This is a genomic window from Streptomyces sp. RPT161, assembly GCF_027533845.1.
GTDB classification, from domain to species: Bacteria; Actinomycetota; Actinomycetes; order Streptomycetales; family Streptomycetaceae; genus Streptantibioticus_A; species Streptantibioticus_A silvisoli_A.
Genome location: NZ_JAPZVN010000019.1, coordinates 1 through 14098, shown reverse-complemented (window position 1 = coordinate 14098; position 14098 = coordinate 1). Strand labels below are relative to the sequence as shown.

15 protein-coding genes, 1 pseudogene and 1 riboswitch are annotated in these 14098 nt (G+C 71.1%); of the genes and pseudogenes, 9 read left to right on the top strand and 7 right to left on the bottom strand.

Annotation, left to right across the window (positions count from 1 at the left end; all coding sequences use genetic code 11):
- Positions 1-105 precede the first annotated feature (105 nt).
- The 3 genes from O5O46_RS27580 to O5O46_RS27570 all read right to left on the bottom strand — a co-directional run bounded on the left by O5O46_RS27580 (position 106) and on the right by O5O46_RS27570 (position 1364).
- Entirely contained in the window at positions 106-288 is a 183-nt protein-coding gene (locus tag O5O46_RS27580) for a hypothetical protein (RefSeq protein WP_269858307.1), read from the bottom strand.
- 171 nt (positions 289-459) lie between these two features.
- Positions 460-729 (bottom strand): DUF1876 domain-containing protein, encoded by a 270-nt coding sequence (locus O5O46_RS27575; protein WP_269858306.1) that lies wholly within the window; start codon positions 727-729, stop codon positions 460-462.
- A gap of 125 nt (positions 730-854) precedes the next feature.
- A complete protein-coding gene (locus O5O46_RS27570) occupies positions 855-1364 on the bottom strand; it encodes a hypothetical protein (protein WP_269858305.1) in 510 nt (169 codons plus the stop codon).
- Between the two features lie 98 nt (positions 1365-1462).
- Here O5O46_RS27570 and O5O46_RS27565 point away from each other — a divergent pair, with 98 nt between their 5' ends.
- From O5O46_RS27565 to O5O46_RS27555, 3 genes are all read left to right on the top strand, one after another.
- Positions 1463-1690, top strand: coding sequence for a hypothetical protein (locus O5O46_RS27565; RefSeq protein WP_269858304.1), 228 nt, complete (start codon positions 1463-1465; stop codon positions 1688-1690).
- Positions 1691-1793: 103 nt separating this feature from the next.
- The gene (locus tag O5O46_RS27560; RefSeq protein ID WP_269858303.1) at positions 1794-2135 is read left to right on the top strand and encodes a DUF5954 family protein; all 342 of its coding nucleotides are present in this window, start codon (positions 1794-1796) and stop codon (positions 2133-2135) included.
- The gene (locus tag O5O46_RS27555) at positions 2132-2920 is read left to right on the top strand and encodes a DUF5954 family protein (RefSeq protein ID WP_269858302.1); all 789 of its coding nucleotides are present in this window, start codon (positions 2132-2134) and stop codon (positions 2918-2920) included. Before O5O46_RS27560 ends, O5O46_RS27555 begins: the two co-directional genes overlap by 4 nt.
- 29 nt (positions 2921-2949) lie before the next feature.
- On the opposite strand, the gene O5O46_RS27550 is transcribed toward O5O46_RS27555, so the two are convergent.
- Positions 2950-4032, bottom strand: a complete 1083-nt coding sequence (locus tag O5O46_RS27550; protein WP_269858301.1) for a LacI family DNA-binding transcriptional regulator — start codon at positions 4030-4032, stop codon at positions 2950-2952.
- 62 nt (positions 4033-4094) lie between these two features.
- Positions 4095-5015, bottom strand: a complete 921-nt coding sequence (locus O5O46_RS27545; RefSeq protein WP_269858300.1) for an ABC transporter substrate-binding protein — start codon at positions 5013-5015, stop codon at positions 4095-4097.
- Positions 5016-5207: 192 nt separating this feature from the next.
- Here O5O46_RS27545 and O5O46_RS27540 point away from each other — a divergent pair, with 192 nt between their 5' ends.
- Positions 5208-6182, top strand: coding sequence for an NAD(P)-dependent oxidoreductase (locus O5O46_RS27540; RefSeq protein WP_269858299.1), 975 nt, complete (start codon positions 5208-5210; stop codon positions 6180-6182).
- Here O5O46_RS27540 and O5O46_RS27535 read toward each other — a convergent pair.
- Together O5O46_RS27535 and O5O46_RS27530 are read right to left on the bottom strand one after the other, a co-directional pair.
- Positions 6166-7047: a diacylglycerol/lipid kinase family protein gene (locus O5O46_RS27535; RefSeq protein WP_269858298.1), complete on the bottom strand. Its 882-nt coding sequence runs from the start codon at positions 7045-7047 to the stop codon at positions 6166-6168. The genes O5O46_RS27540 and O5O46_RS27535 overlap by 17 nt on opposite strands.
- Positions 7048-7079: 32 nt before the next feature.
- Positions 7080-8678 carry an FAD-binding oxidoreductase gene (locus O5O46_RS27530; protein WP_269858297.1) on the bottom strand — a complete coding sequence of 533 codons (1599 nt, stop codon included), beginning with the start codon at positions 8676-8678 and terminating at the stop codon, positions 7080-7082.
- A 98-nt stretch (positions 8679-8776) separates the two neighbouring features.
- Between O5O46_RS27530 and O5O46_RS27525 the strand changes: the two genes are divergently transcribed.
- The 5 genes and pseudogenes from O5O46_RS27525 to O5O46_RS27500 all read left to right on the top strand — a co-directional run bounded on the left by O5O46_RS27525 (position 8777) and on the right by O5O46_RS27500 (position 13952).
- The gene (locus tag O5O46_RS27525) at positions 8777-9376 is read left to right on the top strand and encodes a TetR/AcrR family transcriptional regulator (RefSeq protein ID WP_269858296.1); all 600 of its coding nucleotides are present in this window, start codon (positions 8777-8779) and stop codon (positions 9374-9376) included.
- Complete coding sequence (locus O5O46_RS27520) at positions 9373-10959, top strand: glycerol-3-phosphate dehydrogenase/oxidase (RefSeq protein WP_269858295.1); 1587 nt, start codon at positions 9373-9375, stop codon at positions 10957-10959. The genes O5O46_RS27525 and O5O46_RS27520 overlap by 4 nt, the downstream gene beginning before the upstream one ends.
- Before the next feature lie 242 nt (positions 10960-11201).
- Positions 11202-11741, top strand: a pseudogene (locus O5O46_RS35680) (glycoside hydrolase family 25 protein); the annotation flags it as partial.
- Positions 11742-12271: 530 nt separating this feature from the next.
- Positions 12272-12796, top strand: a complete 525-nt coding sequence (locus O5O46_RS27510; RefSeq protein WP_269858294.1) for a hypothetical protein — start codon at positions 12272-12274, stop codon at positions 12794-12796.
- A 460-nt stretch (positions 12797-13256) separates the two neighbouring features.
- Positions 13257-13433, top strand: a riboswitch (M-box (ykoK) riboswitch).
- A 237-nt stretch (positions 13434-13670) separates the two neighbouring features.
- Entirely contained in the window at positions 13671-13952 is a 282-nt protein-coding gene (locus O5O46_RS27500; RefSeq protein ID WP_269858293.1) for a hypothetical protein, read from the top strand.
- Positions 13953-14098: the final 146 nt, after the last annotated feature.

Here is a 14098-nt window from a genome sequence, read left to right as displayed (position 1 = left end):
GACTGCGCTCAACTGCCCGGGATCGCGGGGCCGTTGGGGGCGTCACCGCCCATGAGGCGGTCGGCACGTCGCCTCCTTCCCGCGCGTCGACGCGGCACGGCACCTTCAGTGACTGCGCGGTTGCTGTCGAAGGAGGACTTCGAGCGTCGCGCGGGCGTCGCGGCGCCGTTGCGGTTTCCTGGCGAGTACGCAGACACCGGCGACCGTTGCGACGGTGACCGCATACAGAGCGCCGGTGGTCCCGGCCATTACACAGGCGGTGTGCAGGAGTTGCGCGAAAGTGGACACGAGCTGCACCTCCAAGCCAGGCCGAACGCGTCGGCGTGGTAGGGGCGGGGTGACAGGACTCAGGTCCCTACGGGAGCTGTGGCCCCTCTCATTATCACGCCGACAAGCCCGGCAGCCCGAACGACGCACCGAAGAGTCGCCGATGTCCCTTCGTGTCGCGGTCCGGTGGACTCACATCGCCAAGTGCGTCTCGCGATGGGTGACCTCCTCGATCTCCGATCCGGCCTTGTGCAGCAGCTCACGGGAGAGCTCGTTCAGCGCGCGAGCCGCGGCGATCTCCTCGCCGACCCGGTTCTGCTCCATGTCGTCGGGATGCCGGGTGGCATGACCGTGCGCCCGCATCTCCGTGCCGTCCGGAAGTCTCACCATGGCTGCGGCCCGGGTCCGCTTCTCCGCCTCTTGGAACTCCATTTCGATGTGCCAGCCGGCGATCGTCTGCATCACACCCACCTCCTGCGGTACCGGTACGTATCCAGCCTGCACCCGCACCGCCAGGGACGGCACGCGGAACCGTGGAAAGCCTGTCGAACCGGTTCTGACCTGCGGCGAAGCGGGTGCCACGCGTGCTAGTGCACCAATGCCCGCAGCACCACGATGACCAGCCCGAGCACCCCCGCGACCAGCCCCGCGAGGAACAGCTGCAGGCCCCGGATGCCGTGCCGCCACGCGGTGACGAAACCCCATACGACCAGCAGCAGCACAGCGGCCAAGTCCGCGACCAACAGCGCCCGCGACGGCCTAACGCCCAACGCGAAGACGACCAGGAGCACGATCAGCGGCAGGAACGAAGCCTCCACCAGCGCCCACTGTTTACGGAGAGTGGACATCAGTCGACGCTTGGCGAAGGCACGCCCCTCCACGGGGCCGTGCCCGACCTCCTCGGCATACACATGAGTGAGCCAGTACACGACCACCGCCACGGCGGTGCCGAGGACGACGGCCCCGAGGTGCACCGGTGGCTCGGAGTAGGCGGCCATGAGGGCGGCGGTGATGACCGTGCCCATGATCCCCTCAACGGGGTGGTCCAGAGGCAGAAGGACGTGCCCCAATGACTTCAGCCGCTTCCGGATCCGCATTGCGCCATCATGCCCGCCGCCAACCGGGCCGCCCGCCCCTGGCGACGGAGCCGTTCGCGTGTCGTGAACCCGCGGCAGCGGAGGAAGGCGCGCATCCGGTGGCCGTGGCGGTACGCGGCCGAATGCCGGATGTCGCGCCACTCGCAGTGTGGCGGGATCGGCTCGCCGTGGTGTTGCCGCAAGGAGCGACGGTAAGGGCCGCCGATCTGCTGGTGTCGCACACGCATATGACGCTGAACCGGCCTGGTGCCTTCGTACACGACGAGTACCAACTGGCGGAGACGGCCGTGCGGTTGTGGACCAGCGCCACCGGACCGCAGCCGTAGCCGTGCACGGACGTTCGGCCTGCCGCAACGTCCCTTCCCCCACAGTGCGTTGATTCCACGATTCTTCGGGCGGGACCGCCCCGGGGTCGGGCACATTCGGGATATGACTGGCTACGAAGACGAGGTCCCCTCCTATCTGATGGTCCGGGTGACGCCGCAGGACGGCCCGATCGCGGCCTTCTGCGAGCAGGAGGCGTGGCAGGCCAGGGAGCGGTATCCCAAGCTGATGGGCATGGGGGTCCCGGAGTTCTTCCACGCGAGGGAACGGGAGTCGGGCGGCTGGGAGTTGTCCGACTACGGGGGCGACACTCCGCAGCAGGCGCGGGACTCGTTGGGGTCGCACCTCCGGATGCGGGCCAAAAAGGCCGAGGAAGGAGGTGAGGCGAAGGCCGGACAGAAGTGGATGGCCGCGGCGCTGCGCATGGACCGGGAGGGTGGTCGATGAGGCGCGTCCTGGGGGAGCGGTTCAGGATCGTCCGTGCGTCGCACTTCATCCGGATGGGCGACAGCGGCCCGGAGCCGCCGCGTCCCAGTGACCCCGATCCGGCCGAGGTCGGCGAGGCGTATCGGCTGCCGCCGCGCACCAAGGGCTTTGTGGTGGATCCGTTCACCGGTACGGGGTTGTGCGAGGGCATCCTCAGGCTGGATCTGCTGCGGTTCGTCGGGTCGGCGCCCGGGTCGCCGCCCGAGGTGGCCGAGGACGCGCGGCGCTGCGCGGAGCGGTATCCGGGCGGTGTGCTGCTGCCCGCGGTCTTCAGCGTCTCCGAGCGGGTGGACGGCAGCTGGCGGGCGCACGCTCCGGGAGCCTCGTACTCGACACCGCAGGGCGCACGGGACGGTTTGGCCGGATGGCTGCGGGTGATGGGGCCGTTCACGCTGGACCTCGACGAGGAACAACGCGCGGATTTCGCCGCCGCGGCCGACCGTCTCGACGACAAGCGCCGCAACGTGGTCAGCGTCTCCGGGCGCCGGTTCCGGGTGACCCGGGTCGAACGCCTGGTCCGCATCGGCCCCGACGGCCCCGAGGGCCCGCGGCCCTCGGACTTCGACCCGGATCCCCCCATCGAGGTTCAGGTCGAGCAGCTCAAGGCGCAGGGGCTGTGGCATGAGGAGGACGACCGGGGCCTCGAACTGGACGGGCGCGCCATGGAGTTGAAGCGCCTGTGGGAGCAGGAGGAGGCCCGGCGGGCGGCGGTCAGGGAACGTAGGCAGGGGAACAAGGGACGTTAGGCGGGCGGCCCAGGTCGAGGCGGCGGCACTCAGGCCGTGAGAGGGGCCGTGCCGTCGGCGCGGCCTGGCGGTGCCGTGGACTCGCGTACCACCAGCGTCACCGGGAGTAGCAGCGAGCGGGCCGTGCGTGCCGGGGTCGCCATGCCGTCCAGGAGCATGCGCGCGGCCTCAGCGCCCAAGGCGTGGTGCGGCACCCGCACGGTGGTCAGCGCCGGGCGGAGCCGGGCGAGGAACGGCATGTCGTTGAAGCCGACGACGCTGACCTGGCCCGGGCAGTCGATGCCGCGTTCGGCGAAGACGTCGTAGCAGCCGAGCGCCAGCAGGTCGTTGCCGGTGACCACGGCCGTGAACCGGGCGCGGGCGTCCAGGAGTTGGCGCATGGCCCGCGCTCCCGCCTCCTCGCTCCACTCGGCCGCCTCGGTGACCAGGGCGGGATCGTCGGCCAGGGACAGGTCGCGCACGGCGTGCCGGAAGGCCCGGGTGCGCATGGCGCCGGTCGAGGTCGTGGCCGGGCCGCCTATGTGCGCGATACGCGTGTGCCCCAGCTCGGCGAGATGCCGGACGGCCTGGGTGACGCCCGATGCGTCGTCGGGTATGACACAGGGCACGGCGAGATCCTCAACTCGCCGGTTCACCAGCACCATTGGTACGCCCTGCGCGTGCAGTGCCGACAGATAGGAGTGTTCGCGCCGGGCGGTGGCGACGATCAGGCCCTCCACCTGCCGCTCCCGCAGGGACTCCACGCGGGAGTGCTCGCGTTCCGGGTCGTTGTGCGTGTCGACGATCCAGGCGTGGTAACCCGCCGGTTCGAGTTCGCTCTCGATGCCGCGCACGATCGGCGGGAAGTAGGGGTTCGTCAGATCGGGGATGACCAGGCCCACGGTGTGCGAGCGCGCCGTCTTCAGGGCGCGGGCCACCGGGTTGGGCCGGTAGCCCAACTCCTTGGCCACCTGCAGGACGCGGCGCGCGGTGTCGGCGTTGACCTGGGTACGGGTGGCCGGGTTCAGCGCTCGGGACGCGGTGGCCGGATGTACGCCAGCGGCGCGTGCGACATCCCGCAGGCGCTGGGGACGGGGCGCCGTGTTCGGGGGGCCGTGGTCCTGGGGCGTCAAAGGTGCTCCTCGGGTGGGTCAGCGTCTCGGGTCGGGATCGTACGGTGCGGCCGTCGTACGACTCACCATGTCCGCGGCTCCAACAGCCCGCGCTCCGGCTCCAGGGCGGTGGCGAGCGAGCGGTCGTCGGGGCGGTGCCGCAGCCGCAGGGCGAGCACGGTACGCAGGGCCGCCAGGTCCACGGTGCCGTCGGGCACCAGGCCCTCGTCGGGGTCGCGTAACCGCGTCGCATGACGGGCGGCCTGTTGCGGGGTCAGTCCGAGGGCGGTGCGGGCCTCCCGCAGGACCGTGGCGTCCAGCTCACCGGGCACGATCAGCTGGGCGGTTCGGGCCAGGGCCTCGGCCAGGGGTCTGGCCGCCCGGGCGCCGTGCGGGCCTACGGCCGTGAGCACGGTGCCGAGATAGCGACCGCACACCTCCACGAGCCCGGCCAGTCGGGTCGCCCCGGCGTCCTCCGCCAGCAGTTCGCTGCCCGCGCCGAGCACCGTCGCCGCGCACCGTCCGTCGAGCAGTGCCGACAGCCGCCGGGGCGTGCCGCCCAGCGTCCGTACCGCGTAGTCGCGGCGCCCGGAGCCGGGCGGCCGCAGGCCCAGCGACTCCAGCACGGCGTACAGGCCGAAGGCGTAGCCGGAGCCGGGAGCGTCCACCCCCACGGTGGTGCCGCGCAGTTGGACGGCGGCGGTGACACCGGGCCGTGCGTACACGCCGAGGCCGAGACCGTGGTCCAGGGCTGCCAGGATACGGGCGTCGCCGGTGCGGCCGAGCGGGTTGTCCGGAGTGAAGCGGTAGGCGATCACGTTGTCCGGGCTGGTGAAGGCGGCGTCCAGGGTGCCGTCCAACAGGTCGCGGAACAGGTCCGGTGAGGACTCGACCTGGACCTCGGTGACGCTGACGCCGTGTTCCTGGAGCAGGCCGACCGAGCGGGCGACGCGCAGCAGCACGGACGGGCTGAAGACACCGACGCTGAGGGGGCGATGGGACATGTGCGCTCCTGACGGGCGATGAGGACAGGGGATGCCCGGTCCAAGGATGAACTCCGCTGGGGGCAATCGATTGTGGAGAGCGCCGCTCGTCTTTGACAAGGCAGTGATGTCGGACAACGCTGCTGCTCGCTGCAATCGATTGCAGTCCGATGGGTGCAACGGCCCATGGGGCGTGACGACAAGGAGAGCAACGTGAGTGACACCACGGCAGTACGCCCGGCCGTCGGCTGGATCGGCACCGGACGCATGGGATTCGCCATGGCCCGCCGCCTCGCCGACGCGGGAGTGGACCTGGCCGTATGGAACCGCACGGCGGCCAAGGCCGCCCCGCTCGCCGACCACGGCGCGACCCTCGCCGACTCGGTGGCCCAACTACGCGATCGCGACGTGGTGTTCACCATGGTCTCCACCGAACGCGACCTGGAGCACCTGCTGCTGGGCGACGACGGGCTGCTCGCCGACCCCCGTCAGGTGCCGGGAACCGTGGTGGACTGCTCGACCATCTCGCCCCATGCCTCCGCCGCGTTGCGCACCGCCTGCGACGAGCGCGGCACCGCCTTCCTGGCCGCCCCGGTCAGCGGCAACGCCAAGGTGGTGGAGGCGGGGCGGCTCACCGTCGTCGCCTCGGGCGCCGAGGATACCTACCACGAGACCGTACCGCTGCTGCGGCACATCGGCCGTTCGGTGACGTACGCGGGCGAGGGCGAGGCCGCGCGGCTGGTGAAGATCGCGCACAACCTGATGCTGGGCATCGTCACCCAGGCGATGGCGGAGACGGCGGTGCTCGTCGAGAAGGGCGGGGTGTCCCGCCACGCCTATCTGGAGTTCCTCAACGACAGCGTGATGGGTTCGACGTTCACCCGCTACAAGACCCCCGCGTTCACCACACTCGACTACACGCCGACGTTCACCCCGGCACTGCTGCGCAAGGACTTCGACCTTGGATTGGCCGCCGGGCGCTCCCTCGACGTACCGCTGCCGCTGACCGCGGCGACCGCCCAACTCGTCCAGGCGTGCGTCAGCTCCGGCCGGGACGCCGAGGACTTCGCCGTACTGCTGGACCTCCAGGCCGCCGCCTCCGGACTCGCGCTCACGCCGGAGGACGCCGCGGTGGACGACGGTCTTTCGGGCGGCGGGCCAGCGCACGAGGTCAGGCCAGCACGGTGAGTGCCGCAGGTAGGACGCGGGCGGTGACCGGCAGGGTGGCTTCGACCTCGCCGTCCGCGCCGTAGGGGAGAGGACGGTCGGCCTCGATGCGTATCTCCCGCCCGCGCAGCACCTCCACCTGCGGACGGTGGACGTGCCTGCCGTCCTTGAGTTCGTTCATGACGGAGAAGAACAGCGGGCGGGGAGCGTCCCGGATGACCACCACATCGAGCAGCCCGTCGTCCACCGCGGCATCCGGTGCGATACGCCGGCCGAAGCCGTAGTAGCCCGAGTTGGCGGCGACGACGGTGTACCCCTCGCGTTCGTGGAGTGTGCCGTCGACCGTGAGGCGGTAGTGGGCGGCGCGCCAGGTCAGGATGGCGCGCAGTCCTCCCATGTAGTAGGAGGCGGCGCCGTGCAGCAGCCGGGAGGCGTTTGCGTGGCGGTTGGCCACCGCGTCGACTCCGGCGTAGACGCTGCCGAGGACGGCCCGCCGTTGGTGGACGGCGGACTCCACCTCGATCGCGTCGACCTTCCTCGGCGTGCCGTGCAGCAGCAGTTCCGCGAGTGCCGCGGGCTCGGTGGGCAGCCGCAGGGCGCGGGCGAAGTCGTTGCCGCGGCCGGCCGGGACGATGCCGACGACGGCGTCGCTCCCGGCCAGGGCGCCCGCGACGCAGCCCGCCATGCCGTCGCCGCCTACACCGAGCACGACGCGGCCCTGCTCGGCGGCCTGGTGGGCCAGCGTCCGCGCGTGGTCCAGGCCGCGGCTGTACTCGACCTCAAGCGTGGCGCCCGCGTCGCGCAGGAGCCTGGCGAGCGGGATGAGGGCGGCCGCGCCCTGTGATCCGCCCGCGGTGGGATTGACGACGGCGGTGAACTGTCGCATGACGGCACTCCGTTGGGCAGGACGGACGGGAGCTACGCGGACGGCAGGGTAGGCAGCAGGATTCCGGGGTTGAGGATGCCGACCGGGTCGAGTTGGTTCTTGACCGCGTGCAGCACCGCCACGCCGAGCGGGCCTATCTCGCGGGCGTACCATTCGCGGTGGTCGGTGCCCACACCGTGGTGGTGGCTGATGGTGCCGCCCGCGGCGAGGATCGCGTCGTTGGCCGCCTGCTTGACCGGCGCCCAGTGCGCCACCGGGTCCTCGCCCTGGGCGGAGACGACGGTGAAGTAGAGTGACGCGCCCGCCGGATATACGTGCGAGACATGGCACATCACCAGGGGCGGGGTGCCCGCGTCGGCCAGCGTTCGGGTGAGCGCGTCGCGCACCGCGTCGTAGAGCGCGGGGATGTCGGACCAGAAGGCCGCCGTCTCCAGCGTCTCGGCGAACGCTCCGGCATCCAGCAGCGCGTCGCGCAGGTAGGGCGCGGAGAACCGGCCGTGCGCCCACTTGTCTCCGGGCTCCTCACCGAGGAACTCGCCTCCGGCGCCGCTCAGTACGGCATGCGCGCGATCCCGTCGGTCGGCGGTCTCGGCCGACGTGCCCTCGTAGCCCGCGATGGCCAGGCAGCCCGAGGCGGAGTCGAGGCCGCCGCCGATGGCCTCGGGGTCGGCCAGGCCGATGAGCGTCTCCGTCTCGTCCGACAGTCGCAGCACGGTGGGCAGCGGCCCGTCCTGGGCGAGGGCGCGCAACGCCGCCTGGCCCGCCGCGAACGAGGCGAAGCGCCAGCCCTCGTAGACCTTGGTCCGGGGCTTCGGGCGAACGCGCACGGTTACGGAGGTGATCACGCCGAACGCTCCCTCGGAGCCCAGCACCAGCTGCCGAAGGTCGGGCCCGGCCGCCGAGCGGGGCGCCCGGCCCAGTTCCAAGGTCCCCTGCGGAGTGGCGACTTGGAGCTTCATCACCATGTCGTCAAAGCGGCCGTATCCGGCGGATGCCTGGCCGCTGGAGCGGGCCGCCGCGAAGCCGCCGAGAGACGCCCACTCGAAGGACTGCGGGAAGTGGCCCAGGGTGTAGCCCCGTTGGGCCAGCAGCGCCTCGACCTGCGGGCCGCGCAGCCCGGGTTGCAGGGTGGCGGTGCGGGAGATCTCGTCGACGGAGAGCAGTTGGTTCATCCGCCGCAGGTCGAGGGCGATGAAGCAGTCGTGGTCGCGTGGGCTGAGTCCGCCGACCACACAGGTGCCGCCGCCGAACGGGACGACCGCGACCCGGTGCTGCGCGCAGACCCGCAGTACGGCGAGCACCTCCTCGTGGTCGGCGGGCAGCACCACCGCGTCGGGCGCGTCGCTGACCGCCCCGGTACGGATCCGCAGCAGATCGGGCGTCGACTTCCCCCGGGTGTGGCGGATCCGGCTCTCGTCGTCGTCGCGTAGGTACGCGTCGCCGACCACCGTCGCCATGGCGGCACGAACGTGCTCGTCCAGTCGGCTGGGTTGGGGCTTGACGGCCGAAAGCGCGGCCGGCGGAGCGTCCGCCGGCCGTACGCCGAGCAGATCGCGCAGCAGTCCCACGACCTTGTCGGGCAGCGGGGCAGCCTTGGCCGGATCGCCCCAGCCGCTCCACAGCATGTCCACCGAACCCACCTGATCACCCGCTTCGTCATGCGGTTCTTCCGGACCCGCGGTGCGGGTCGCGGGTTGCCGCGAACACGTTGATCGTTACACTGTGACAGATGAAGCCTATTCGTCACAACCGTCGGGACGACGAGACCGTGCTCGACGCGGCACGCGAATGCGTTCTGGCGGTTGGGGTGCGCCGTACGACCCTGACCGACGTCGCCCGTAGAGCCGGGGTGTCCCGCATGACGATCTACCGGCGCTGGCCCGATGTGCGCACCCTGGTCGGCGATGTGATGACGCGCGAGTGGGTGGCCGTCGCTCTCGGCGCCATGCCGGAGGCCGACGACTCCCGCCCGAAACGCGGCCAGTTGGTCGACGGCCTCGTCGCCGGACTGCGCGCGTTCCGTGACCATCCGCTGCTGTGCAAGATCCTCGACGTCGACCCGGAACTGCTGCTGCCGTACCTGTTCGACCGGCGCGGAGCCAGCCAGGACGCCCTGCTGGAGTTCATCGAGGACGCCCTGCGGCAGGGCCACCAGGACGGTTCGATCCGGGTGGACCATCCGGTACGGCAGGCCAGGGCGCTGCTGCTGGTGATGCAGTCCTTCGCTCTGTCGATGCAGACCATGACCGCCGACTCCGACCCCGAGCTCGGCGACGCCGCGTTCCACGACGAGCTTCGGCACATCCTGGAAAGGACCCTCGCCCCGTGAACCGCTCCCACCGCCGCCCAGGCGACTTCTCCCTCAACGCCCGCCGCCGCGCCCGCGAACTGGCCGAGCTGGCAGCAGGAACCACGGTCGACGTCCTGGTCATCGGGCTCGGCGCCACCGGCGCGGGAGCCGCGCTGGACGCCGCCTCGCGTGGCCTGTCGGTGGCCGCGATCGACGCGCACGATCTGGCGTTCGGCACCTCGCGCTGGAGTTCCAAACTGATCCACGGCGGGCTGCGCTACCTGGCCAGCGGGCAGATAGGCGTCGCGCACGAAAGCGCCGTGGAACGCGGCGTGTTGATGGAGCGCACCGCCCCCCACCTGGTCCGCGCCCAGCCGTTCGTCATGCCGCTCACCCAGCTCACCCCGCGCCGCAACGCCGCCCTCGCGCAGGCCGGACTGCACGCCGGTGACCTGCTGCGCGTCTCGGCCGGCACCGCGCGGCGAACACTGCCCACGCCACGGCGGCTGTCGGCGGTGGAGACCCTGCGGGCGGCGCCCGGGCTGCGGCCGCAGGGGCTGCGCGGCGGACTGCTGTCCTGGGACGGCCAACTCGCCGACGACGCAAGGCTGGTGACCGCGATCGCCCGTACCGCCGCCGGTCACGGCGCCCGCATCCTGACCAGGACCCGCGCGCTGTCCGTCACCGGTTCCGGCGCCCTGCTGCGCGACGAACTCACCGGCCGGGAGACGCGGATCCGGGCCCGCACGGTCATCAACGCCACCGGTGTGTGGGCCGGTCAACTGGTCGACGACATCAAACTGCGTCCCTCCCGCGGCACCCACCTGGTCCTGCGCGCGCACAGCCTCGCGGGACTGACCACCGGCCTGCACATCCCCATCCCGGGCGAGCTGAACCGATTCGTACTGGCCCTGCCCCAAGGAGACGGCAGGGTGTACGTGGGGCTGACCGACGAACCAGTCGACGGCCCGGTGCCGGACGTGCCCGAAGTACCGGAGTCCGACATCGGCTTCCTGCTCGACGTCCTCGGCGCCGTCCTGGACACGCCGGTCTCCCGCGGCGACGTGGTGGGCGCCTTCGCCGGGCTGCGACCGCTGCTGGACAACGCGTCCGACGACGGCGGCTCCGCCGGCCGCACCTCCGACATCTCGCGCCGACACGCCGTACTGACCTCCGGCGACGGTGTCGTGACCATCGTCGGAGGCAAGCTCACCACCTACCGGCGGATGGCCCAGGACGCCGTGGACGCCGCGCTCGCCGCCCGCGCCCTGACCGCCGCGCCCTGCCGTACCGCCCGGCTGCCGCTGGTCGGCGCGGCCTCGCGGGCATCCCTCGCCGCCGTGCCCGCGCCCCGCCGACTCATCGCCCGCTACGGCACCGAGGCCGCCGCGATCCACGCCCTCGGTGAGTCGGACCCGCGACTGCGCGAACCGGTCGCCGACGGGGTACCGGTCACCCGGGCCGAACTCCTCTGGGCGGTACGACACGAAGGGGCCCTGGACGAGTCCGACCTCCTGGACCGACGTACCCGCGTCGGCCTGGTCCCGGCCGACCGCGTGGCGGCTCTCGACGCGGCCCGTGAGGTGCTGGCCATGGGCGCGCCGGAACTCACCGGGCAGTGAGCGGCCGTTGGGGGCCGGTGGGGCAGATCGCGCGAATTGAAACATTCTGTGCAGGAGTGCGCAACGGTACACCGGGAGCACTCTGGTCCTGCTGAAGCACAGCGGTTGCCTCACTGTTATCAGGTTCACTACCTGGCGCATTCGGCGCGCAAGGACGACCCTTTATCGGTAGGGCCCTGCCGCCCACCACACAGCCTCGGCGTCGACTTTGGGAGCCGCCACTTCGCGAAGGGGTTGATCGGATGATCGCGGGCGTTGACGTCAGCTCGTACCAGCCCACCAACTACGACACTTCAGGCCTCGACTTCGTGTTCGTCAAAGCCACGGAGGGCACCGGGTACGTCAACCCGTTACAGTCGGGACAGGCCGCGCACGGCCGTGCCGCCGGACTCGTGGTCGGCTTCTACCACTACCTGGACTCGTCCGCCAGTATGCAGGCGCAGGCCGAGTACTTCGTGCAGCGGTGCGACAGCGTCCCCGGTGACATCCTCGCCTGTGACTGGGAGGAAACCTCGGTCTCCGGTGCGGACAAGGACGCCTTCCTCGCCGCGGTGAAGCAACTGCGGCCGGATCACCGGCTCGTCCTGTACTGCAACACGTACTTCTGGACCACCCTGGACACCACGAACGACTGCGCGGACGGCCTGTGGATAGCGGACATCACCACTGCCGGACATCCGCGCATCCAGCATCCGTGGACCTTCCACCAGTACTCCGACTCCGGTGGCATCGACCGGAACGTCGGCAACTTCGGCTCCGTCACGGACCTCGTGGCCTGGGCGACCAACTCCAACCCCACACCTCCGCCCTGGGAGACTGACATGCCGCAATGGATCGCCGGTTCCGTAACTCCGGCCGCCGAGCCCACAGTCGTCCTGGTCCCACACGGCAACGCCTGGTCGGCGGCACCGCACCGGTGCCTGCACCTGGGCATGGACAAGGTCGGAGACCCGTCCGCGCGGGCCAGCGTCCGAGTCGCCATCCACAACGGCAACGGCTGGCGCGAGTCCACCGCGACCGTCAGTGCCGCGGGCGGCACGATCGACGTCGACCTCACCAACGCCGACGTCAAGATCAGCCTCCAGACCAGTGATCCCGGCGTCGCCTACGCCGTGGAGACCTGGTGACCTCGCTCGTGGCCAGCACAGAGTAGGAGCCGGCCGCGCGGTGTTGTGACAGGAGGGCGCTCGCTCGGCGAGCGCCCTCCTCGTGCTTCGGGAGCCCTGCTGTTCCGGGAGATGGCCGTGTGCCGCGACGGGTAGGCAGGGGGAGCGCCATGGGCGGCGCGGTGAAGCGATCAGAAGGAGTGCGGATGTTCGGTGGGCGCGGTATCGCGGTGGCGGCGGCTTCCCTGGCCCTGCTCGGCTCGACCCTGGCCTGGGCCCCGGCCACCCAAGCCAACGCGCCGATCGTGTGCTCCGGTCGGGAACTCACCTCCTACAGCCCCGGGTTGACGCTGCTGCCAAGGCCGACGTGGGTTCGGGCGAGGGCCGAGTACGAGTGCGCGGACGGCCACGGAAAGCGGTTCGAGGCGAGCGGCCGGATCGAGGCCATGTCCCCTGGCTCCTCGTGCGTACAGCTGGACTCGCCGAGAGGGAAGGAGGACGTGGAGTACGGCGATGGCCGCAAGTCGGAGATCGTCTACACGCGGTCGTTCGTCGTCCGGGCCGCGGGCATCCATCTGGTGGTCCTCAAGGGACATGTGAAGGAGGGGCCTGGCGAGGGCCGGGAGGCGGTTCGGACCATCCAACTGCTTCCCGAGCAGCTACCGACCGCGTGTCTTTCCCCCGAGGGCCTGCAACGGGCGGCGGGGAAGGTCGAGTTGCGCATCATGTGAGGGGTCACGCGTTCGGTGAGGCCTCGGGGACCTGCTCACCGGGGTGGTGCAACAGCGGCTCGGGAACGCGATGAACGCCTACGCCCGCGCGGACGCCGCCTTCCAGGCCAGCCCTGGATACGCCGCGAAGGCCGAGGCCGCCCAAGTGCTCAGCGGACTCGGCCTGACCGACTGATGACCGAGCCGGTCGGCTCGCTGTCCGGCGGCCAGCGCCGCCGGTCGAGCCGGCCCGGATCCTGTTCGCCGGGCACGAGGGCACACTGCTGCTGGCCGACCAACCACCTGGAGGCCGACCCGGTCGCCTGGCCGCGCCCGCACGCCGGTGCTCATAGCCCCCTGCGCCTGGAAAGGCCGCGCCCTTCGTGCGCCGTGCGCTACGGCGGGTGTCGCCGATCTCACCCTCCTGCCATCGATTACCGCCCTTGACGGAATACGGCATGTGCGGTGACCGTTGAACCTGTCAGCACCTCGTTAGGCGAGGCTTCTGCGTGGACACAGGCCACTGACCTTGAACGTCGAGAGACGCCCCAGGTCAGGACAGCCCACCTCGGCACAAGGGGTGGGCCCAAGTGGCTCCCCGGCCGTCAGGCCGGGAGTACGCCCCGCAGTGCCGAAGCTCAGACGAGAGAGGTGCCCTCCCGCAGCGGGGGCTCCTCGGCCCTGTTCGATGACACCGCGTGTGTCCGGCCGCGAGGAGGTGAGGGACATGAGTCCTTGGTCCAGTCCAGAGCCCACGCCTGGGCAAGCTCATCCGTCCCCGCTTGATCGCGGCGCGCGCGTTCGCTGAGTCCACCTCGTGTCATCGGCACGGTGCGCACAGGAAGCGATACGCGCTGTACCGCGCGATCAGGCCCTCCTTCGAGGGAGCACAGCCATGCGCATCGAACTGACCTGGCCGCGCACCGACGCCGCCAACCGGACCCTGACCGTCCCCGTACCCGACATCCGCACCGCCGATCTGGTGCGACCCGCGCTGCACCACGTGCGCCGGGCGTGCACGCCCGCCATGCTGCGAGGCGCCCTCGCCTACGCGGAGCCCGTGGTGGGCAGCGTCGCCGGTGCGGCGGGAGCCGGAGCCCTGACGCAACTGGCGCTGCCGTTCGTCGTCCGCCGCGCCCAGAAGGCACTGTGCGACGTGCCGGGCCAGGAGGCCTGAAAAGCCCGCAGCGGACGACGCCGGGATCTCGTCAAGAAATGGCAATTGGGCCGTGAGCGGATGCGCGCCAGGGCTACATTTGATGAGGTTTCTGAAAGGCACCTCGTTCGGTGAGGCGTCTGCACGGACACAGGCCACTGATCCCG